Annotated in this window: 18 protein-coding genes and 1 other RNA gene; 6 read left to right on the top strand and 13 right to left on the bottom strand. The window is 62.4% G+C overall.

What is annotated here, in order from left to right; genetic code table 11:
- Positions 1-10 precede the first annotated feature (10 nt).
- From PQU94_RS10290 to adh, 5 genes are all read right to left on the bottom strand, one after another.
- Positions 11-2,170: a serine hydrolase domain-containing protein gene (locus PQU94_RS10290; RefSeq protein WP_272741378.1), complete on the bottom strand. Its 2,160-nt coding sequence runs from the start codon at positions 2,168-2,170 to the stop codon at positions 11-13.
- Positions 2,171-2,197: 27 nt separating this feature from the next.
- Positions 2,198-2,719: an SspB family protein gene (locus PQU94_RS10285; protein WP_272741377.1), complete on the bottom strand. Its 522-nt coding sequence runs from the start codon at positions 2,717-2,719 to the stop codon at positions 2,198-2,200.
- Between the two features lie 275 nt (positions 2,720-2,994).
- Positions 2,995-3,347, bottom strand: a transfer-messenger RNA (tmRNA) gene (gene ssrA, locus PQU94_RS10280).
- A 16-nt stretch (positions 3,348-3,363) separates the two neighbouring features.
- Positions 3,364-4,398, bottom strand: a complete 1,035-nt coding sequence (gene adhP, locus PQU94_RS10275; protein ID WP_272741376.1) for an alcohol dehydrogenase AdhP — start codon at positions 4,396-4,398, stop codon at positions 3,364-3,366.
- A gap of 256 nt (positions 4,399-4,654) precedes the next feature.
- Positions 4,655-6,172, bottom strand: coding sequence for an aldehyde dehydrogenase (gene adh / locus PQU94_RS10270; protein WP_272741375.1), 1,518 nt, complete (start codon positions 6,170-6,172; stop codon positions 4,655-4,657).
- Positions 6,173-6,411: 239 nt separating this feature from the next.
- Between adh and PQU94_RS10265 the strand changes: the two genes are divergently transcribed.
- The gene (locus tag PQU94_RS10265; RefSeq protein WP_272741374.1) at positions 6,412-7,464 is read left to right on the top strand and encodes a helix-turn-helix domain-containing protein; all 1,053 of its coding nucleotides are present in this window, start codon (positions 6,412-6,414) and stop codon (positions 7,462-7,464) included.
- On the opposite strand, the gene PQU94_RS10260 is transcribed toward PQU94_RS10265, so the two are convergent.
- The 4 genes from PQU94_RS10260 to miaA all read right to left on the bottom strand — a co-directional run bounded on the left by PQU94_RS10260 (position 7,446) and on the right by miaA (position 12,607).
- Positions 7,446-8,291, bottom strand: coding sequence for an MCP four helix bundle domain-containing protein (locus PQU94_RS10260; protein ID WP_272741373.1), 846 nt, complete (start codon positions 8,289-8,291; stop codon positions 7,446-7,448). The genes PQU94_RS10265 and PQU94_RS10260 overlap by 19 nt on opposite strands.
- 270 nt (positions 8,292-8,561) lie before the next feature.
- Positions 8,562-10,373, bottom strand: coding sequence for an IlvD/Edd family dehydratase (locus tag PQU94_RS10255; RefSeq protein WP_272741372.1), 1,812 nt, complete (start codon positions 10,371-10,373; stop codon positions 8,562-8,564).
- A gap of 27 nt (positions 10,374-10,400) precedes the next feature.
- Positions 10,401-11,552 carry an aldose epimerase family protein gene (locus PQU94_RS10250; protein WP_272741371.1) on the bottom strand — a complete coding sequence of 384 codons (1,152 nt, stop codon included), beginning with the start codon at positions 11,550-11,552 and terminating at the stop codon, positions 10,401-10,403.
- A 188-nt stretch (positions 11,553-11,740) separates the two neighbouring features.
- A complete protein-coding gene (gene miaA / locus PQU94_RS10245; RefSeq protein ID WP_272741370.1) occupies positions 11,741-12,607 on the bottom strand; it encodes a tRNA (adenosine(37)-N6)-dimethylallyltransferase MiaA in 867 nt (288 codons plus the stop codon).
- Positions 12,608-12,684: 77 nt separating this feature from the next.
- Between miaA and PQU94_RS10240 the strand changes: the two genes are divergently transcribed.
- Genes PQU94_RS10240 through PQU94_RS10230 form a run of 3 tightly spaced genes read left to right on the top strand, consistent with a single transcriptional unit; the run spans position 12,685 to position 14,436 of the window.
- Positions 12,685-13,791 (top strand): Mrp/NBP35 family ATP-binding protein, encoded by a 1,107-nt coding sequence (locus PQU94_RS10240; RefSeq protein WP_272741369.1) that lies wholly within the window; start codon positions 12,685-12,687, stop codon positions 13,789-13,791.
- A 55-nt stretch (positions 13,792-13,846) separates the two neighbouring features.
- Complete coding sequence (locus tag PQU94_RS10235) at positions 13,847-14,161, top strand: type II toxin-antitoxin system RelB/DinJ family antitoxin (RefSeq protein WP_272741368.1); 315 nt, start codon at positions 13,847-13,849, stop codon at positions 14,159-14,161.
- Positions 14,158-14,436 carry a type II toxin-antitoxin system RelE/ParE family toxin gene (locus tag PQU94_RS10230; RefSeq protein WP_272741367.1) on the top strand — a complete coding sequence of 93 codons (279 nt, stop codon included), beginning with the start codon at positions 14,158-14,160 and terminating at the stop codon, positions 14,434-14,436. Before PQU94_RS10235 ends, PQU94_RS10230 begins: the two co-directional genes overlap by 4 nt.
- A 19-nt stretch (positions 14,437-14,455) precedes the next feature.
- On the opposite strand, the gene PQU94_RS10225 is transcribed toward PQU94_RS10230, so the two are convergent.
- Positions 14,456-15,661, bottom strand: a complete 1,206-nt coding sequence (locus PQU94_RS10225) for an acetyltransferase domain-containing protein (RefSeq protein ID WP_272741366.1) — start codon at positions 15,659-15,661, stop codon at positions 14,456-14,458.
- Between the two features lie 151 nt (positions 15,662-15,812).
- Here PQU94_RS10225 and PQU94_RS10220 point away from each other — a divergent pair, with 151 nt between their 5' ends.
- A complete protein-coding gene (locus tag PQU94_RS10220) occupies positions 15,813-16,907 on the top strand; it encodes an NADH:flavin oxidoreductase (RefSeq protein ID WP_272741365.1) in 1,095 nt (364 codons plus the stop codon).
- Positions 16,908-17,153: 246 nt separating this feature from the next.
- On the opposite strand, the gene PQU94_RS10215 is transcribed toward PQU94_RS10220, so the two are convergent.
- Together PQU94_RS10215 and PQU94_RS10210 are read right to left on the bottom strand one after the other, a co-directional pair.
- Positions 17,154-17,675: a dihydrofolate reductase gene (locus tag PQU94_RS10215; protein WP_272741364.1), complete on the bottom strand. Its 522-nt coding sequence runs from the start codon at positions 17,673-17,675 to the stop codon at positions 17,154-17,156.
- 152 nt (positions 17,676-17,827) lie between these two features.
- Entirely contained in the window at positions 17,828-18,634 is an 807-nt protein-coding gene (locus PQU94_RS10210; protein WP_272741363.1) for a thymidylate synthase, read from the bottom strand.
- A 53-nt stretch (positions 18,635-18,687) separates the two neighbouring features.
- On the opposite strand from PQU94_RS10210, the gene ilvC reads away from it, so the two are divergent.
- Complete coding sequence (gene ilvC / locus PQU94_RS10205; RefSeq protein ID WP_272741362.1) at positions 18,688-19,692, top strand: ketol-acid reductoisomerase; 1,005 nt, start codon at positions 18,688-18,690, stop codon at positions 19,690-19,692.
- Positions 19,693-19,816: 124 nt separating this feature from the next.
- Here the strand turns inward: ilvC and PQU94_RS10200 are convergent, their stop codons facing one another.
- Positions 19,817-20,260 carry an EF-hand domain-containing protein gene (locus tag PQU94_RS10200; protein WP_272741361.1) on the bottom strand — a complete coding sequence of 148 codons (444 nt, stop codon included), beginning with the start codon at positions 20,258-20,260 and terminating at the stop codon, positions 19,817-19,819.
- Between the last annotated feature and the right edge of the window lie 45 nt (positions 20,261-20,305).

Below are 20,305 nucleotides of genomic sequence, written 5' to 3'. Positions count from 1 at the left end.
GGTTTGGGGTTTAGCCCCACGGTGTGAGCGCGCCCCAGCTCATCAGCAGCAGGGCGTAGCTCAGCCAGCCGAGATTGAGCGCCGTATGCGCCGCCTTTTGCCACAGGGCCCAGCCGTCGGCATGGTAATTGGCCTCTTCATAGACGCGGTAGAGGTTGCCGAGCTGAAACAAGGTCGCCAGCGAAGCCACAACCGCCAGCCATGAGGCCATCTGCAACTGACCGCTGGGCCAGCGCGTAAACAGGGCGCTGGGGTCGCCGGTCAGGCCCTGACGCCAGCTATTGAACAGGGCGATGGCCAGTATCCACACGGCCGCAGTGGCGTAGGAAATCCACGTCGCCGCCACCTGCGCGTCGGTTGGGTGGTCGCGCTGACCCACGCGGCTCAGCCCCATCAGCACCAGCACGCACGACCCCAGCATGAGCGCCGTCAGCACATAGAGGGTGGAGGGCCGGTGAAACCAGCCGACGCGCTCATAACGCGCCATATTGGCCGTGGTTTCAAAGGCGGTGGCGTGGCCGCCCTTCGGACGGAACAGAAAATGCAGACCGTCATTGCCGATCTGCGGCCCCAGCGGATTGACGTCCTGCGGCGTGAAAAAGCCACGCGCGGCGGCGGCGACATAGGCCGAAGACCCGTCGGGCGCGCTGACGATCAGGCGGCCCTGGGCATCGGCATCGACCTCCACTGTGTTGATCAGTCGCGTTACCGCACCTTCGAGCCCGCCATAGGCGCGCCGCGTCGAAACATAGGCCCCGCGCAAGGAATCGAAATAGGCGCGATCGGCCTCATAGCTCTGAACCGGCTGACGCGGGGCGGGGGTCGCGACGCCCTCGACGTGCTGGATCAGCAGTTCGGGATAGGCGCGTGTCAGGGTGTCGCCGGTTTCGGTATTGGCCGCAATGAAGATGCCCAGATTGCGCTCCGGCACCAGAATCATGTTGGCGTTGAACCACAGGGTCGCCCCGGTATGGCCATAGGTCTTCAGCCCCTGCGCGGTCTCGCCCATGCGCAGGCCCGACGCCCAGCCGTTATAGCCCTTCGGCATGGTCAGGAGCGGCGAGCGGAAGGCCTGAGCCGAGGCGGGGCCGAACAGGGTCGCGCCGTCAAAGCGGCCATTGCCCAGCAGAAGCGACATATAACGTGCCATGTCGGCGGCGGTGGTCGAAGCCCCCAGCGCCCCCGCCATCGGCAGGGCGTGGTCGAAGGGCTGAGGCCGGAAGGTCGCGCCATCCCAGATAAAGCCCTGCGACAGGCGGTCGGACAGGCCCCCCGGCATGGGTGCCGGCAGGCCTTCGGCGGCGGCATTGGGGTGGATCAGCGCCGGATCATAAGGTTCGCGCAGGGTGGTCGATGCGAGGCCCAGCGGCCGGAATATGCGCGCCTCCATCAGGGTGGGCACGTCTTTGGCCTCAGCCGTGCGGGCGGCCGCGCGGGCGGCCAGTGCCGCCCCATAGTTGGAATAGGTGGCGAAGCTGCCCGGTTCGCGGATGCGCTGCGGCGCATGACGTCGAAAATAGGTGTCGGTGGATTCGATGCGCCCGTCTTCGAGCCGGAAGAGATGCCCCAGAGAGGTGTCTTCAAACCCCGCCGTATGGGCCATCAGGTCGCGCATACGGATCGGCTTGAACCGCCGGTCCTTGGCAAAGATGTCTTCGGGCAGATAGGCGGCTACGGGGCCATCCAGCCGAATGCGTCCGGCCTCGATCTCCTGACGCACCGCGATCCAGGTAAAGGTCTTGGTGATCGAGCCGATGCGGAACAGGCTGGTCTGGGCATCGACGGCTCGGCGGGGCATCAGGCGATCATAGCCGTAGCCCTTGATCAGCAGGGGTGTGCCGCCCTGCACCACGGCGACCGTCACCCCCAGCACATGATCGCGCTGCATCAGGGCAGACACGGTGGCATCGGTGAAGGATTCGATATCGTCGGCGCTCACCGGCCGCGTGGCGGGCAAAGGCTCAACCGCGACCGGGGTCGGTGTGGGGCGGCGCGGGGTCGGGCGTGGCGTGCGTACCACCGGGACGTCCGGGGCCTGCGCGGCCGGGCTCTCCGTCACAGGCGCGGCGACGGGCAGCACCGGAGTCGCGGCGAGAACGGGCAGACCGATCCCAGCATACAGGCATCCGGCAGCGAGCAGGGCGATTAGGCGGGCAGACGGCTGGCGCATGTGGCGAAACCCTGCGGAAGGCGGCGGCTATTTCTTGCGGAACTGATCGAGCGAGACGACCTTTGGCCCGGTATCGGGGGGCGGGGCGTCCGGATCGGGTTCAGTGGTCGCGCCGGCCTCTGACGGCGGAGCTGTGTCCGCGATGGGGCCGCCGTCATCATTGGCCTCCAGCGGTTCTTCGACGTCGAACTCGAGAATGAACTGCACGCTGGGGTCATAGAAGCGGGTGATGGCCGACAGGGGGAAGCGCAGCACCTTGGGCACGCCGCCAAAGCTCAGGGTCACGCTGATGCGGTCGCCTTCGACCTTCAGTTCGCGATACTGGTGCTGCAGCACGATGGTGATGTCGCGCGGATAGCGGCGCAGCAGGTCTTCGGGGACGCTGACCCCTTCGGCGCGCGTCAGGAAGGTGACGTAGAAGTGGTGGTCTCCGGGCAGGCCCTGCGGGTGCGACGCCTTGATCAGGGCTTCGCGGATCACACCGCGCAGCGCGTTCTGGGTCAGGGTCGCATAATCCATGTGGTCAATGACGGACGGCGTATCGGTCATGTCGGGCGGGGTACCTGCATTGGGGGAGTGAATCTGCTCCAGACTTAACACGGTGCGGCTGAAACAAAACAGCAAAATGCCCGCAGGTGCGAGATTTCCCCGACTTGTGATGGCTTTGGAGAGAGGAGGTGCTGGACTTCTGTTGCCAGGCGTCCCCCATCTTCACTTACAATTGGCGCGGGCCTGATCGGAATGTGGAGGAAGTGGCGAGGTTCTGGTGCCAGGCCCCCAAATCCTGATTTAAGAACGCGAGGGCCTGATCGGAATGTGGAGGAAGTGGCGAGGTTCTGTTGCCAGGCCCTCGCCGGGCCCCGCCTAGGGAGCTTAAGCCCTAGGAGTTGAGGTGGATTAGATCCGCCGCATTACGCAGCAAGAGCTTGATCCGAAGCGAAGTTATCGTTCGCAACTATAATTTTGAGCCGATCACAGAGGCTCAAACTGAGGGAAGGCTACACCTTTACACGTCTGTCGATGCTGATCGGCCCCATAGGCTCCGCAAACGGAGGGAAATGGTGGAGCCGCCGGGAATCGCACCCGGGTCCAGTCCGCTTATTACGTGGGCGTTTATCCCCATAGTCCCCGAAGGAACAGGTGTAACATAAGGTCTCCGGCGCTTGAGGGAAAGGGCCGGAGACAAAAAAACGTCACGCCGTCAGGTCGAGCACGACGCGGCCTTCGATCTGCCCCTTGTGCATACGCGCAAAGATGTCGTTGATGTTTTCCAGCTTTTCGGTGGCGATGGTCGCCTTGACCTTGCCGTCGCTGGCGAAATCGAGCGATTCCTGAAGGTCGAGTCGCGTGCCGACGATGGAGCCGCGCACAGTGACGCCATTGAGCACCATGCCGAAGATGTCGAGCGGGAATTCCCCCGGCGGCAGACCATTCAGAGACACCGTACCGCCGCGCGACACCATGCCGAGCGCCTGTTTGAAGGCGGTGGTCGAAACCGCGGTGACGAGCACGCCCTGCGCGCCGCCATCCGTGGCTTTCTTGATATAGGCCGCCGGATCGGCTTCCGTTTTGGCATTGACCGTCACGGTCGCGCCCAGACGGCGGGCGAGGTCGAGCTTGGCGTCGTCAATATCGACGGCGGCGACGTTGAGCCCCATGGCCTTGGCGTACTGCACGGCCATGTGGCCCAGACCGCCGACGCCGGAAATAACCACCCAGTCGCCAGGTTTGGTGTCGGTGACCTTCAGCCCCTTATAGACAGTCACGCCCGCGCACAGGACCGGCGCGATTTCGGTAAAGCTGATGTTTTTGGGCAGGTGACCGACGAAGTTCGGATCGGCCACCACGTATTCGGCAAAGCCGCCATTGACCGAATAGCCGGTGTTGAGCTGGGATTCGCACAGGGTTTCCCACCCGCCCAGACAGTGGCGGCAATGGCCACAGGCCGTATAGAGCCACGGCACGCCGACGCGGTCGCCTTCCTTGACGTGCTTGACGCCCTTGCCCACCGCCGAAACGTAACCGACGCCTTCGTGACCGGGGATGAAGGGGGGATTGGGCTTCACCGGCCAGTCGCCTTCGGCGGCGTGCAGGTCGGTGTGACAGACGCCTGAGGCCTGAATGGCCACCTGAATCAGGCCTTCGCCGGGTTCCGGCACCGGCACTTCGTCGATGGTGAGGGGTTTGCCGAACTGGCGGACAACGGCCGCCTTCATGGTTCTGGCCATGCTGCGTTTCTCCTGCGGATGGGTATGATACCAAGGGTCATTGAAAATGACTCTTGGTATGCCTTTCGAGACTGTCTCATGTCGCTGACACGTATGAGACAGTCTCGAGTTTTCAACGGCCGGATGCGGTCAGCATCTTCGGCCGTTGGTATGAGAAGCATAATGCGCCGCAGGGGGCCGTGCCGCCATGCGACGGATGGGCGCGCGTAAAAACAGCGCGGGGGCTTCAACACCCACCGCGCTTTTGCATTTCCGATCAGAAGAAGCCGAGCTTGGCCGGCTGATAGGAGACGAGAATATTCTTCGTCTGCTGATAGTGGTCGAGCATCATCTTGTGCGTTTCGCGCCCGATGCCCGACTGCTTGTAGCCACCAAAGGCGGCGTGGGCCGGGTAGGCGTGGTAGCAGTTGGTCCACACGCGGCCGGCTTCTATACCGCGACCGGCGCGATAGGCGGTATTCATGTCGCGGCTCCACACACCGGCACCCAGACCATAGATGGTGTCATTGGCGATTTCGATAGCCTCTTCCACCGTCTTGAAGGTGGTAACCGAAACGACGGGACCGAAGATTTCCTCCTGGAAGACGCGCATCTTGTTGTGGCCTTCGAAGATGGTCGGCTTGATATAGAAGCCGTCCTTCAGGTCGCCGGACAGATGGTTGGCGTCGCCGCCGGTCAGCACCTTGGCGCCTTCCGCCTTGCCGATATCGAGATATTTCTGGATCTTCTCGTACTGCTCCAGAGAAGCCTGAGCGCCGATCATCGTGCCCATGTTCAGCGGGTCGCCCTGCGTGATGGCTTCGACGCGCTTGATGGCCTTTTCCATAAACGTGTCATAGATCGACTCGTGGACCAGAGCCCGCGACGGACAGGTGCAGACCTCGCCCTGATTGAGAGCGAAGAAGGCAAAGCCTTCCAGCGCCTTGTCGAGGAAGGCGTCGTCTTCGTCCATCACATCGGCGAAGAAGACGTTGGGCGACTTGCCGCCCAGCTCCAGCGTGATGTTGGTCAGGTTGTCGGCGGCGGAGCGCATGATCTCCTTGCCGACGCCGGTCGAGCCGGTGAAGGCGATCTTGGCGATGCGCGGGCTTTTGGCCAGCGGCGCGCCCGCCTCGATGCCGGTGCCGTTGACGATGTTGAGAACGCCCGGCGGCAGCAGGTCGGCGATCAGTTCGGCGACGACAAGGATCGAGGCCGGGGTCTGTTCAGCGGGCTTCAGCACCACGCAGTTACCGGCGGCCAGAGCGGGGGCCAGCTTCCATGCCGCCATCAGTATGGGGAAGTTCCACGGGATGATCTGACCCACAACGCCCAGCGGCTCATGGAAATGATAGGCGACCGTGTCGTGGTCCAGTTCGCCGATCGAGCCTTCCTGCGCGCGGATGCAGCCGGCGAAATAGCGGAAATGGTCGATGGCCAGCGGAATGTCGGCGGCGGTGGTTTCGCGCAGCGGCTTGCCATTGTCCCAGGTTTCGGCCTCGGCGACGAGGCTGAGATTGGCTTCGAGGCGGTCGGCGATCTTCAGAAGGATGTTGGAGCGCTCGGTCACCGAGGTGCGGCCCCAGGCTGATTTGACCTTGTGGGCCGCATCCAGCGCGCGCTCGATGTCCTGCGCGTCGGAGCGCGGCACTTCGCACAGCTTCTGACCGTTTACCGGGGAGATATTGTCCATGTAACGGCCATTGACCGGTTCGACCCATTCCCCGCCGATAAAGTTGCCGTAGCGGGTTTTGAAGGGTGTGGCGGCGGTGAGATCGCGTTCATGCTTGGTCATGCGAGTTGTCCTTATCTGGTGTTAACCCCTGAGGCACCCAGCCTGCGCCCCAGCGAAGGCCTGTCGCAAGCACGGACAAACATGATGCGCCGCAGCATCACGCGCATTGTGAAACCCCGCCAATCCCCGCTGTCGCAGGCTGCGTCACAGGTGTCGAATATGTCGCATTTTGCGACAGATGACAGATGCCCAAAGCGGGCGCATGATGCCTGCAACGAACGATAATGCGGCAGGAAACCATGACCACCGATCCGATCCGCGTCGAGGCGGCGCGCAAGGCCTTCTTCGAGAAGCACAGCCTGCCCGTGGATCAGGTAGGACACGCCATACTGCGCTCGTGGATACGCTGCGCCGATATGGGGCTGAACGCCGCCGCTGATCCGCGCACCGAAGCCCCTTCGACCAGCGATGTGCGCCTGCTGCATGAAAAGCACGAGGCTTTGCGTCGTATCTCGCGCCCGGAACTGGACGCCCTGCACGCCGAGGCACGCGAGCTTTCCGGCATCGTTATCCTGACCAATGCGCGCGGCGAAATCCTCGATGCCGTCGGCGATCCGGGCTTTGCGGGCAAGGCGGCGGAGGTGGCGTTGCGGCCCGGCGTTTTGTGGAGCGAGGACGGTACCGGCACCAATGCGATCGGCACCGCTATTGCCGAGCGCCGCCCGGTGGCCGTCAATGGCGCCGAGCACTATTTTCAGGCGCACCGCGTGTTAAGCTGCGCCGCGACTCCGATTATCGACCCGCGCGGCGCGGTGCTGGGGGTGCTCGACCTCTCGACCCCTGCCCATATGCAGGGCGGTCATATGCTGGGTCTGATGCGGCTGGCGGTCGAACAGATCGAACACCGCCTGTTCCGCGAAGGCTTCGAGTCGTGCCAGACCCTACGTTTCCATAGCGATTCCAGCCTGCTGGGGGCAGCGCGGGAAGGTATTCTGGTCTTCCGTGACGGGGTGGTGGTCGCCGCCAATCGCCGTGGCCTGTCGTTGACCGGGCGTAACTGGGACGATCTCGACAGCCTGCGCTTTGACGACCTGTTTGATGCCGGGGGCTTGCGGCCCGGCGCGCTGCACCTGCGCGACCACGAAGGGCGGCTCTATCATGCCCGCTGGGAGGAAGACGGGACGGCTCCGGCGTTAGCCCCACTGACCGAGGGGCGGCTGGACGATGTGGAGACGGCGGCCATCCGGCGCGCGCTTGAAGCGCATGGCGGCAATGTCAGCGCGGCGGCGCGGGCACTGGGTATCCACCGTTCGACCATTTACCGTAAATCGGGTCAGTCCAGTATCAGCTGACGGGCTTCCAGCGCTTGCAGGCGTTCGGCCTCACGCTGAGCCTCGACGATCTTTTCCGCCTCGATAGCGTGGGCCTTGAGCCGGGCGATGGCGCGCCACAGTTCGGCCACCTCTCCCTTGTCGTCGGTCTCTTCCGGCACCGGTGTATCGAGCTTGCCTTCCGACAGGCTGATGATGGTTCCGGCAACGTGGCGCAAGGGGCGCGTGATAAAGTGCATGATGGCGACTGCCGACAGACACAGTATGCCCGCAATCGACACCAGCGCCATGATCAGAAACGTCCGGCCGCGCTGTTCCGAAAAAGCCGCCGCCTCGGCCTGGGTCTGCGCCAGATCCTTGTGCGCTTCGGCCACCAGTGTGTCGAGTGTCTGCTGAAGACGGATGCGGTCTTCGCGCCCGGCCTTGCCCAGCGCCGTTACCTGCGCGATCTTGCCCTCATCGGTCAGCCTGACCATGTCACGGCGTTTGGTGAGGAAGTCACGGACCGCCGGTTCGATTTCGGCGTAGCGGGCGCGCTCCTCCGGGTCTTTTGACTGCCGCCACTCGTTCAGCAATCCGTCCAGTTCATCGAGATTGTGCGACAGGCGATGGCTAAACACCCTGGCCTCAGCCGTGTCCTGCGACAGGTAGATGCCGCGCGACTCCATCACGACATTGCTGACCATGTGATTGATGCGTTCGATGTCGTAAGCGTGTTCGTAGGCGGCCCCGTACTCGGTCATCATCGTCTTGTAGCGTTGCAGCGACACCAGGGCGAGACCGGTGATGAGCAGGGCCGTGATACCGAACGAGCCGATCAGGGCCATCAGACGCAAACGAATGGACATAGGAAAGCACCCGCAAACACAGAACGCGATTGCCTCATGTGTACAGGATTAAGTGTAAAGATCGTGTTTACTGGAATTATTTCACTTGATACGGAGGCGCTATATTATTTTTTGCGGTAATATAGTGTATATAAAATCATCACGGATACGATTTTGGACCGTTAAAACACTTGTGAGTATAAGGCTAAATCGTAATCAGCCGTGTGCCGATATGAAAAACCGCCGGAGGCGCGGCCTCCGGCGGTGAATCAAGCCGTAGCAGACGTGGGTTTAGTGATTGTCTCGCGGCACACCGGCCCCGACCTGAGCGATGCGCTGATACTTGACGGCGGTTTCGAGGACCATGCCCGACCCCATCTGACCGACGACGCTGCGTTGCAGTTCCTGCCACGGCGTCTGGTGCGCCGGATACTGGAAGCCACCGGCGGCCTCAAGCGCGGCGCGGCGCTCGGCGATTTCCGCGTCAGAGATCAGGACATTGACCGTATTGTCGTTGAGATCGACGCGCACCTGATCGCCCGTTTGCAGGATGGCGAGGTTGCCGCCCGCCGCCGCTTCGGGAGAGGCGTTGAGGATGGAGGGCGAACCCGACGTACCCGACTGACGGCCATCGCCGATGCAGGCCAGCGAGGTGACGCCGCGCTTCAACAGGTAGTTGGGGGCGCGCATATTGACGACTTCGGCGGCACCCGGATAGCCGATGGGGCCAGCACCGCGCATGAACAGGATGCAGTGCTCGTCGATGTTCAGCGATTCGTCGTCGATGCGGTGGTGATAGTCTTCCGGGCCGTCGAAGACGATGGCGCGACCGGTAAAGGCGTTGGGCGAGGCCGGATCGGACAGATAGCGCTCACGGAATTCGGGGCTGATGACCGAGACCTTCATGACCGCCGAGTCGAACAGATTGCCCGACAGGACGCGGAACCCGGCGGCCAGCTTCAGCGGTTGCTCGAACGGGCGGATGACGCGCTCGTCCTCGATGACCGCATCTCGGCAGTTTTCGCCAATGGTCTTGCCGTTGGCGGTGATGGCGTTTTCATGGATCAGGCCGTGCTTGATCAACTGACCCACCACGGCGGGGACGCCGCCGGCATGGTGATAGTCTTCGCCCAGATATTCGCCGGCCGGCATCAGGTTGACCAGCAGCGGCACCTCTTCGCCATACTGCTGCCATTCCTCGATCTTCAGGTCCACGCCGATATGACGGGCCAGCGCATTGAGGTGGATGGGGGCATTGGTCGAACCACCAATGGCCGAATTGACGCGGATGGCGTTGATAAAGGCTTCCTTGGTCAGGATGTCCGACGGCTTCAGGTCTTCGTGGACCATATCGACGATACGCTTGCCCGTGCGGTAGGCGCATTCCTGCCGGTCGCGGTGCGGGGCCGGGATGGCCGCCGAGTAGGGGAGCTGCATACCCAGCGCTTCCGCCAGGCTGTTCATGGTCGTCGCTGTGCCCATGGTGTTGCAGTAGCCGGTAGAAGGCGCCGAAGAGGCCACCAGCTTGATAAAGCCCTGATAGTCGATTTCCCCGGCGGCCAGCAGTTCGCGGGCCTTCCACACGATGGTGCCGGAACCGGTGCGCTCACCCTTGTACCAGCCGTTGAGCATGGGGCCGACCGACAGGGCGATGGCCGGGATATTGACGGTGGCGGCGGCCATCAGGCAGGCCGGGGTCGTCTTGTCGCAGCCGATGGTGAGGACCACGCCGTCCAGCGGATAGCCATAGATGACTTCGACCAGGCCGATATAGGCGAGGTTGCGGTCAAGGCCTGCCGTCGGGCGCTTACCCGTTTCCTGAATGGGGTGGACGGGGAATTCGATAGGGATGCCGCCTGCTTCGATAATGCCGTCACGGATACGCTTGGCCAGCTCAAGGTGATGGCGGTTGCACGGGCTGAGGTCGGACCCGGTCTGGGCGATGCCGATGATCGGCTTGTCCGACTGCAACTCCTCCAGCGACAGGCCGAAATTCATGTAACGCTCAAGGTAGAGCGCCGTCATGTCGGCGTTTTCAGGATTGTCGAACCAGGCGCGCGAACGGAGCTTGGTCTGGGAACGGGAGAGGTTGCGGTCGGACATCGGTATGGGGATTCTTTACTTCTTGAATTACTTGGCGACGAAGAGGTGATGAACCGTCGTCTGGGTGTAGGTTTCGCCGGGGTTCAGGCGGGTGGTCGGGAATTTCGGCTGGTTCGGGCTGTCGGGGAAGTGCTGCGCTTCGAAGGCCACGGCGTCGCCCATGCGGGTGACCTGACCGTTGCGGCCCGGAATCTTCCCGTCGAGGAAGTTGCCGGTGTACATCTGGATGCCCGGCTCGGTGGTGAGGATTTTCAGGCCGCGGCCCGACTTGGCGTCGATCAGGGTGACGGCAGGCTTCGGCGTCTTGGTCACGCCGCCGCGCAGCACGTAGTTGTGGTCGATACCGAGGCCGATCAGGATTTGCGGATCACGCGCATCGCGCACGCGCTCATTGATTACCGCCGGCTTGGTGAAATCGAACGGCGTGCCCTTGACCGGGGCGATATTGCCGTAAGGAATGGCGGTGTCGTTGGTCGGCAGGTAGCCGTCGGCTTCGAGTTGCAGCGAGGCTTCGAGGGCCGAGCGGCCCGAACCCACACCTGCCAGATTGAACAGGGCGTGGTTGGTCAGGTTGACGATGGTCGGCTTGTCCGTCGTCGCCTTGTAATGGATGGTCAGGTCGTTGTTTTCATTGAGGCTGTAGGTCACCTCGACCTTCATGGTGCCGGGATAGCCCTCTTCGCCGTCCGGCGAGGTGTAGGTGAAGGTGGCCGAAGCCTCGCCCGTCTTGCCGCCGCTCTTGACCGAGGCCAGCGTCCAGTTGACCTTGTCAAAGCCCTTCAGGCCGCCGTGCAGGTGGTTGCCATGATTATTGGTGGCCAGCGTGTATTCCTTGCCATCCAGCGTAAACTTGCCCTTGGCGATGCGGTTGGCGTAGCGGCCCACGGTCACGCCCAGATATTGCGGGGTTTCAACATAACCCTTGAGATCGTCATAACCGATGGTGATTTCGGCGGCCTTGCCCTTGCGGTCCGGGGCCCACACCGATTGCAGGGTCGCGCCATAGGTCAGGACCTTGGCCGAAACGCCCTTGCCGTTTTTCAGCACCACGGCCTTAACCTCGGTGCCGTCGGACAGCTTGCCGAAGGTTTCGCTGGTGGCGGTAGCGGCCTGAGCGGCATTGACGCCCATCAGCGTCAGGACGAGCGCTGCAAGTGCAGACGAATTGCGGAGAGTCATGGCGTCAGGCCTTTCCCATCAAGGAGCTGTTTGCGTTTCCCATAGTCATGTGGCAGCGGTTCGCGCCGATGCTGTAACAGCCTGATTAAACCCTGCCTTTTAGTCAGACAATAGGGAAAATGCAGAGCGTTTAATTATATGATAAAATAAGTCGGCGCAATCCCGTAACCGCGCCCTCTGGCTCATTATCACCCGTGGGTTCGGGCGAACTGATTGCCGAAGAAGGTCGTCTGGCGCTTGGCGTAGTTGCGGGTCTTCTGTTTGGCCAGATCGCGCGCCTGATCGAGCGGCATTTCGCCTTTCAGATGCGCCCAAAGCTCCGGCAGGCCCAGCACGCGCAGAATGGGCCAGTCGGCTTGTAAGCCCTTGTCCATCAGGGCGCGCACCTCGTCCAGCGCGCCTTGCGCGATCATCTGGTCAAAGCGCTGGTCGCAGCGGGCATAGAGCCCGTCGCGGTCGGGTTTGAGGATGTCGAAGCGATAGCTGCCCGGCGGCAGGAGGGGGTGGGTATCGGTCTGCCAGTCGCTCAAGGCGCGTCCGGTCTGCCACACCACCTCCAGCGCGCGGCACAGGCGCTGGCGATCATGGGGGGCCAGACGCGCCTCCGTGACCGGGTCGAGCTGGCGCAAGGTGTCGCGCACAAAGTCTTCCCCCTGTTCGTCATAGGTGGCGCGGGCACGCTCACGCACCTCAGACTCGATTTCCGGGATTTCGGCCAGTCCGCGCACCAGAGTGAGGAAATAGAGCCCGGTGCCGCCGACGATACACAGGGGCGTTTCGCCTGTCTGTGCGGCAGTAATAAAGGGCAGGGCGGCGCGCAGCCAGTCACCGGTGGACCACTGCTGATCCGGGGGCAAAAAACCATACAGCTCGTGCCGGGCCTGCGCGCTCTCCGCCGCATCCGGGCGTGCCGTCAGCCGCGGCACATCGGCATAGAGTTGCATCGAATCGGCATTGAGGATCACCCCGCCGGTCTTTGCCGCCCAATCCAGCGCGCGCGCCGTCTTACCCGAAGCGGTCGGGCCGCCCAGCAACAGAATGTGAGGGTCTGGCATCGGCAGGGTCTGCAAAAGGGGTTGTGTCGTTCCTATTTCCGCCTATACGGCCCTGAAGACCCAGCGGAAAGACAAATATGCCCGATCTCGACAAACAGCAGGTACTCGACGCGCTCAATACGGTCATCGACCCGGTGAGCGGGCAGGGGCTGGCCAAGGTCGGGCTGGTGCGCGGCCTGACCGTATCGGGCACGCGCGCGGGCTTCATGCTGGAGGTGCCGGCGGCGCAGGTCGAACGCTATGCACCGGTGCGCGAGGCTGCCGAGGCCGTGCTGGCGGCCCTGCCCGGCATCGAAAAGGCGCAGGTCGTTCTGACCGCCGAAGTGGCCGAACCGCACACGCCGCGTCCCGGTCCGCAGGCCAAGCTGTCGCCGCAGGCCGCCGATCAGGGCAAGCCGAAGGCCCCGGTCGCCACGACCCGCCCGGACCATGTCAGGTACGTCGTTGTGGTCGGTTCCGGCAAGGGCGGGGTGGGCAAGTCCACCGTCTCGCTCAATCTGGCGCTGGGGCTGAAGGCGCTGGGGCTGAATGTCGGCTGGCTGGATGCCGACATCTACGGGCCGTCGGGTCCGGTCATGCTGGGGCTCAACACGCCGCCGTCGTTCAGCGCTGACAAGAAGATGCTCCCGCCGGTCGCCTTTAGCCTGAAGGTCAATTCGGTCGGCTTTCTGGTCGATGCCGATCAGGCGATGATCTGGCGCGGGCCGATGGCGTCGCAGGCCCTGACGCAGTTGCTGACCCAGACGCAATGGGGCACGGCGGAAACCCCCCTCGATGTGCTGATCGTCGATCTGCCGCCGGGGACGGGCGATGTGCAACTGACCCTGACGCAAAAGACGCTGATCGACGGAGCGGTGGTGGTCTCGACGCCGCAGGACATGGCGCTGATCGACGCGCGCCGCGCCGTGACCCTGTTCGACAAGACGCAGATACCGGTGCTAGGTATCATCGAGAACATGGCCTATTTCGTCGGCGCCGACGGTACGCCGATCGAGATCTTCGGCCGCGGCGGCGCGCAAAAGATGGCGCAGACGCTGAAACGGCCGTTTCTGGGCGAAGTGCCGCTCGATCCGGCCTTACGTCAGGCAGCCGACCGCGCCACGCCGCTGCGCGATGGCCCGATGGCGGAACGGTTTGCGGAAATGGCCAGGGCGTTGTGGGGTGATCTGAACTCACGTTCCTGATGGCTGGTGTTTGTCGTTCAAATGAAGTACACTGCCTTTGAGAGGCAGGTGTGCAATGGCGGCAAGCGAAGTGGTGCAGGCGCGCGTTGACGGCGCGATCAAGGAACGGGCCGGGGCTGTGCTCAGCCAGATGGGGCTGACGGTTTCTGACGCCGTGCGTATTCTGTTGACGCGCATTGCCAATGAAGGGGCCTTGCCCGCCGGGCTGACCGTCGATCCGCAAAGCTATGACGCCTGGCTTCGTGATAAGGTCCGCGAAGCCATGGACGACCCCCGACCGCCTGTTTCCCATGCGGACGCCCACGCCCGCATGGCGGATATCAAGGCTCAGGCTCAGGTTCTGGCGCGCCGCGATGCGAAGGGCCAATGATCATTCAGTGGTCGGCATCGGCCCTTGATGACCGTATCCAAACGTTTCAGTTTATTGCCGATGACAGTGTAACGGCGGCCGCGAGGGTCGATGAGGCCATAGAGGCGGCGGCGGAACATCTGGCGGATTTTCCGGACAGCGGCAGACCGGGGCGTGCTCCGAAGACACGCGAATGGGTGCTGAACGGCCTGCCTTATCTGCTGATCTACAGCGTGGAAGGCCAAAGTCTCACTATCTGGCGCGTCTTGCATAACTCACGGCTGTGGCCGGAATAGACGTCCTGCAAGTCGGATTTCAGAGGTAGGACAGCCACCAGTCCTTGCGGCGCTGCTTCATCGCTGACCAGTAGTGGCACAACGGATAGAGCAGGCACAGTGTGATTACCCAGCACAGATAGGTCACCCACAGGGGCAAAAAGCTGTCGTCGGGGGCGGCGGCCGGGTTGAAAAAGGCGATGGCCAGCGGGTTGAACTGCGTCGCCAGGCTTTGACCCGCGATCATGTGAGCGGCCATAGACACAAGGTGCATGATGTAAAGGTGGCCCAGATAGGCCATCATCGGCACCGAGCCGAAAGTGCGCAGAATGGAGGCGACCTTTCCCGGCAGACGATCCAGACCGGGCGTCAGCAGGAAGACGATCCCCAGAGTCGCGGCTGTGTAGAGTAGCGACGGTGGGTATTTCGCCACATTGAAAAAGTCCATCAGGGTGTGCGCGGGCAAAGCCTGCACGGCCCAGGGGCGCGGGTCGCCGTACAGATTGCTGAGCCGCAGCAGGACAAAGCCAATGAACAGCCCAAGCCCGCACAGGGTCAGAATGCGATTGCGGTCGGGCTTAAGAAAGACATCTCCCATGCCATAGCCTAAGGCAATGACGCCTATCCACGGCAGCACCGGATAGAGCAGCAGGATGTCGAAACCGGCGAATTTGAAGATGTTGACCTGAAACAGGAAATGCCACAGCCCGCCGAACAGACCCAACGGATCGGCATTGATGCCGTCCGCCAGATCATGCAGCCCGATTATGGCTATCCCGATGGCGAGGACGGCCCGACGCGGCAGCCAGACCAGAGCCGAAAGCGCGATCATCGACCAGCCAATCGCCCACAATATGGCCAGAAACAGCGGCATGGGCAGGGCGAAGGACCAGCCGAAGCCGACCACCGTGACTTCAAGGACGATCAGCCATAGGCCCCGCGTCAGCAGAAAGCCCGACAGAGCCGCGCCGCTCTTGCCACGCACATTTTGCAGCCACGCCGACACGCCGGCCAGAAAGATAAAGGTCGGGGCACACAGGTGCGTCACCCAGCGCGTCAGATACAGGATGGTATTGGTCTGCTGAAAATCGAGCGGGTTGATCTTGAAGCCGCTGATGTGGGTGTAGTCGCGCACATGGTCGAGCACCATGATCACGATGATCAGACCGCGCAGTATGTCGATGGTCGCCAGCCGTTGGCCGGAAGCGCTCACCGGCTGCGCCACGGATGCGTCGGTTCCTGTCATGGCCTGCCCCCGCCATAAGGTTGACATATTTGACGTAACGCTAACCCAGCTTTTGCGGCGTGCAAACGTTTATTTTCAGACGGTCGGTGCTTGCGCCGGTTGAAGACGTAACCATATCCGGTGCGGTTACTTTTTTAAGCGGAGCCCCCATATGTCGCTCGACACTCTTTTCTCCCCCTTTGACCTGAAGTCGCTGAAGCTGAAAAACCGCGTGGTCATGGCCCCCATGACGCGGGAGTTTTCGCCGGGCGGTATCCCGACCGCGGATGTCGCCGCCTATTATCAGCGGCGCGCCGAGGGCGGGGTCGGGCTGCTTCTGACCGAGGGCACGGTGATCGAGCGTCCGGCTTCCAAGAATGAGGCCGGTATCCCCAACTTCTTCGGTGACGCCCTTCCGGCCTGGGGCAAGGTGGTCGAAGCGGTCCACGCCAAGGGCGGGCTGATCGCGCCGCAAATCTGGCACACCGGTGCGGCGGCGTCGCGCAGCAGCGACTATGATCCTCAGCCGAAGCAGAGCCCGTCGGGTATTGCGCTCGACGGCTCGCAAAAGTGGGAACCGATGAGCGATGCCGACGTGGCCGACACCATTGCCGCCTTTGCGCGCGCCGCCGGTGACGCCAAGAAGCTGGGTTTCGATGCGGTGGAACTGCACGGCGCGCACGGCTATCTGATCGACGAATTTTTCTGGGACCGCACCAATAAGCGCGGCGATCAGTGGGGCGGCGATACGATCGGCGCGCGCACTAAATTTGCCGCCGAAATCATCAAGGCCGTGCGCGCCGAGGTCGGGGCCGACTACCCGCTGATTATCCGCATTTCGCAGTTCAAAGGCGGGGTCTATGACGCCAAGGTCACCCACACGCCGCAGGAGCTGGAAGACTGGGTGCGCCCGTTGCTCGATGCCGGGGTGGATATCATCCACGCCTCGCAACGCCGCTTCTGGGAGCCGGAATTTGAAGGCTCGGACCTCAACTTCGCCGGCTGGGTCAAGAAGCTGACCGGGGCCCCGGTGATCACGGTGGGCAGCGTCGGTCTGGCCGAAGACTTCATCAACTTCTTCGGCGGGGCGCAGGCCAATCCTCAGGGGATTGACGAACTGCTGCGCCGCCTGGAGCGCGGGGACTTCGATCTGGTGGCTGTGGGCCGCGCGCTGCTGGCCGATCCGCAGTGGCTCAACAAGGTCCGCGCCGGGCAACTTGAGGACGTCAAGGCGTTCGACCGCTCGGCACTGGCCTCGCTTGTCTAACGCTGTCTACTCCCCCAGTTTACTGGGGGAGGTGGCACGCCGAAGGCGTGACGGAGGGGGGCGTTTCTAAAGCCCCCACCACCGCATCTCACTCACAAGAGCGCATTTCGTTCATTCTGAATCGAAATGTCGCTCTAAATTCCTGTTTTGTCGCGTTTTTTCACGCTCAACCGGTATCCACTTGAGCGAATAACGCTCTAGGTTCGCTCGTGCGGTCCCCCTCCCCAGTAAACTGGGGAGGTATAATTAGATGCGTTTCCGCTCATAGACCTTGAGTGTGAAGTCATAATCGTCGCCCTCAGCCTTCGGGCAGAATTCCGACTTCACCTCGCTCCAGTGTGCCGGGTCGATCTGCGGAAAGTGTGCGTCGCCCTCCAGCGTCGTGTGTACCTCGGTCACGTAGAGACGGTCGGCCTTCGGCAGGGTCTGTTCGTAAATATTGGCCCCGCCGATCACCACCACCTCATCGGCTCCGTCGTCAGCGGCTTGTTCGCGGGCAATATCAAGCGCTTCAAATAGTGAATTGCAGACGATGCCGCCCTCGGCCTCGAACTTCAGATCACGCGAGCAGACGAGGTTCAACCGCCCCGGAAGCGGCTTGCGCGGCAGCGAGTCCCAGGTGTTCGAGCCCATGATGATGGGTTTGAACTGGGTGATGGCCTTGAACATCTTCAGGTCGGATTTCAGATGCCAGGGCAGGGCGTTGTCGCGCCCGATGACGCGGTTTTCGCTCATGGCGACGATAAGGGCGAGTTTGGGCTTGGGCATTCTGTTTTTCCTCCTCCCCTGCGAGCGGGGGAGGTGTCGAGCAAGCGAAGCGCGTCGAGACGGAGGGGGAAAACGAAAGGGCTATGCCCTTTCCGTCGCGGACCTTGCTACGCAAGCGCCGCGCCACCTCCCCCGCTACGCAGGGGAGGAGATTACACCGCCACTGGCGCCTTCAACGCCCCGTGCGATTGGTAACCGATCAGTTCGATATCGGCATAGTCGAAGCCGAACAGGTCGGTCTTGGGAGCCAGTTTCAGCGTCGGGAAGGGCAGCGGATCGCGCGACAACTGGGTGTGCGCTTGCTCAAAATGGTTCAGATAGAGGTGCACGTCGCCGAAGCTGTGCACGAAGTCACCAACCTCAAGACCCACGGCTTGCGCCACCATGTGCGTAAGCAGCGCGTAGGAGGCGATATTGAACGGCACGCCCAGAAACACATCGGCCGAGCGCTGATAAAGCTGACACGACAGCTTGCCGTCCGCCACGAAGAACTGGAACAGGCAGTGGCACGGCGGCAGGGCCATGTCCTCGACCTCTGAGGGGTTCCACGCCGAAATGACGTGACGACGTGAATGGGGATTGGTTTTCAGGTTTTCGATCAGTTGGCGCATCTGATCAATCACCCGTCCGTCCGGTGCCGCCCATGAGCGCCACTGCTTGCCATAGACGGGGCCTAGGTCGCCGTTTTCGTCGGCCCATTCGTCCCAGATGCTGACGCCGTGATCCTTGAGGTACTTGATATTGGTATCGCCGCGCAGAAACCACAAAAGCTCGACCGCCACCGACTTGAAGTGCACCTTCTTGGTGGTCAGCAGCGGAAAGCCCTGCGACAGATCGAAACGGATCTGACGGCCGAACACGCCTCTGGTCCCCGTGCCCGTGCGGTCCATGCGCGTCACGCCATTGGCCATGATGTCGCGCACCAGATCGAGATACTGATATTCAGGGTGTCGGGACATGGGACGCTGCTCTATAGGGAGGGGACGATTCTCATTCCGGAGTATAGCCCGTCATGACTCTGCCCGTCTATTATGATCGCGACTGCGACCTGGCTGTGATCCGCGGTAAGCGCCTTTTGGTCATCGGCTATGGTTCGCAAGGCCGCACGCAGGCGCTGAATGCCCGCGATTCTGGCGTATCGGACATCCGTGTGGCGCTGAAACCCGGATCGGCCACCCGCGACAAGGCCGCCGCCGATGGGTTTGAGGTGGTGACGGTCGAAGAAGGCGTGCAATGGGCGGAAGCGATCGTCGTCCTGACCTCGGACGAAGCGCATCAGGCCCTGTTCCGCGATCAGGTGGGGCCGAACCTGCGGGCCGGTCAGGCGCTGATCTTTGCGCATGGGCTGTCGGTCAATTTCGGGCTGGTGAAGCCGCCGGCCGATGTCGATGTGCTCCTGGTCTCGCCCAAGGGGATCGGGCCGCGCATCCGCGACATCTATGAGGCGGGCGAGGGGGTCTTCTGCCTGTTTGCCGTGCAGCAGGACGCCACCGGTGAGGCCAAGGCCATCGGCCTGTCGTTTGCGGCGGCGCTCGGTTGCGGGCGTAAGGGCATTTTAGAGACCACCATGAAGGCCGAATGCGAAAGCGACCTGTTCGGTGAGCAGGTGGTCCTGTGTGGCGGTACGCGCGAACTGGTCACCACTGCGTTTGAGACTCTGGTGGCGGCGGGCTATCCGCGCGAGGTGGCGTGGTTTGAAACCTGCTACGAGCTGAAGCTGGTGGTCGATTTGCTGTGGGAGCGCGGCATGTCCGGCGGTTTTGAGAAGATTTCCAACACCGCCGAATACGGGGCCTATCTGACCGGCCCGCGCATTATCGGCGATGCCTCAAAAGCGGCTATGGATGCGGTGCTGAAGGACGTGCAGTCGGGCGATTTCGTCCGCGCCCTGATGGCGGATTATGATGCTGGCGCGGTCGATCTGAAACGCCGCCGCGCGGTACTGGCTGACAATGCGCTGGATCAGACCAAGCGTTATCTGGACGGGGTGGCGGCCGCCGCGAACGACAATGGCTGATTTAGATCGGTATGACTTTTAATGGAATCGTCATTCAAGCACCTCCCCTGATTTGGCTTCACCGAACTTCGTTTCAGGGGAGGCGCCAAAGCGATAAGCCGTTTCCACCTAAAATCGTCTCGCTCTAATCTCGGTTAGGTTTTGGACATACGCTCTGACTGGCGAGGGCGTGTTCCTGCGCACTGACGCGGCCATCGCGGTTGCAGTCCCAAACCCGGAATTGAAAGCGGATATCGGGAAAGTCGTCGCCAGAATCCCAGAATCCAGATGGGGCAAACTCCGCTTTCATCTCCTCGATACACTGATTACGGAACCTGCGGATCGTTTCGGGGTCTTTGGAGACGTCGTCGTAGCAGGTGCCGTCCACCCATTCGAGCGAAGCGACACGTCCATCATGATCGCGGTCGAAATGTCTGAGCGTCAGAGGCCAGCGTCCTTTTGCGTATTCGCTCAAGGTCAGGACGCCGTCCTTATTTTGATCGTAGGCGATAAACTCGGGCAGAGGATGGGTTACGGCGGACGGCACAGGCACCTGAACCGTCTCACCGGCCTGTGCGCTGCTGCTCACAGCTAGCAACGTCAGGCAAAATACCCTCACCCCCCGGCCGTACAT

The organism is Asticcacaulis currens, assembly GCF_028550395.1.
GTDB classification, from domain to species: Bacteria; Pseudomonadota; Alphaproteobacteria; order Caulobacterales; family Caulobacteraceae; genus Asticcacaulis; species Asticcacaulis currens.
Note: the sequence above shows the minus strand (reverse complement) of the source record. Positions and strands in the feature narration are given on the sequence as shown.

Excerpts from the sequence above, each read along its gene's own strand:
- PQU94_RS10290 (WP_272741378.1), bottom strand. The coding sequence starts at position 2,170 with ATGCGCCAGCCGTCTGCCCGCCTAATCGCCCTGCTCGCTGCCGGATGC.
- PQU94_RS10285 (WP_272741377.1), bottom strand. The coding sequence starts at position 2,719 with ATGACCGATACGCCGTCCGTCATTGACCACATGGATTATGCGACCCTG.
- adhP (WP_272741376.1), bottom strand. The coding sequence starts at position 4,398 with ATGGCCAGAACCATGAAGGCGGCCGTTGTCCGCCAGTTCGGCAAACCC.
- adh (WP_272741375.1), bottom strand. The coding sequence starts at position 6,172 with ATGACCAAGCATGAACGCGATCTCACCGCCGCCACACCCTTCAAAACC.
- PQU94_RS10265 (WP_272741374.1), top strand. The coding sequence starts at position 6,412 with ATGACCACCGATCCGATCCGCGTCGAGGCGGCGCGCAAGGCCTTCTTC.
- PQU94_RS10260 (WP_272741373.1), bottom strand. The coding sequence starts at position 8,291 with ATGTCCATTCGTTTGCGTCTGATGGCCCTGATCGGCTCGTTCGGTATC.
- PQU94_RS10255 (WP_272741372.1), bottom strand. The coding sequence starts at position 10,373 with ATGTCCGACCGCAACCTCTCCCGTTCCCAGACCAAGCTCCGTTCGCGC.
- PQU94_RS10250 (WP_272741371.1), bottom strand. The coding sequence starts at position 11,552 with ATGACTCTCCGCAATTCGTCTGCACTTGCAGCGCTCGTCCTGACGCTG.
- miaA (WP_272741370.1), bottom strand. The coding sequence starts at position 12,607 with ATGCCAGACCCTCACATTCTGTTGCTGGGCGGCCCGACCGCTTCGGGT.
- PQU94_RS10240 (WP_272741369.1), top strand. The coding sequence starts at position 12,685 with ATGCCCGATCTCGACAAACAGCAGGTACTCGACGCGCTCAATACGGTC.
- PQU94_RS10235 (WP_272741368.1), top strand. The coding sequence starts at position 13,847 with ATGGCGGCAAGCGAAGTGGTGCAGGCGCGCGTTGACGGCGCGATCAAG.
- PQU94_RS10230 (WP_272741367.1), top strand. The coding sequence starts at position 14,158 with ATGATCATTCAGTGGTCGGCATCGGCCCTTGATGACCGTATCCAAACG.
- PQU94_RS10225 (WP_272741366.1), bottom strand. The coding sequence starts at position 15,661 with ATGACAGGAACCGACGCATCCGTGGCGCAGCCGGTGAGCGCTTCCGGC.
- PQU94_RS10220 (WP_272741365.1), top strand. The coding sequence starts at position 15,813 with ATGTCGCTCGACACTCTTTTCTCCCCCTTTGACCTGAAGTCGCTGAAG.
- PQU94_RS10215 (WP_272741364.1), bottom strand. The coding sequence starts at position 17,675 with ATGCCCAAGCCCAAACTCGCCCTTATCGTCGCCATGAGCGAAAACCGC.
- PQU94_RS10210 (WP_272741363.1), bottom strand. The coding sequence starts at position 18,634 with ATGTCCCGACACCCTGAATATCAGTATCTCGATCTGGTGCGCGACATC.
- ilvC (WP_272741362.1), top strand. The coding sequence starts at position 18,688 with ATGACTCTGCCCGTCTATTATGATCGCGACTGCGACCTGGCTGTGATC.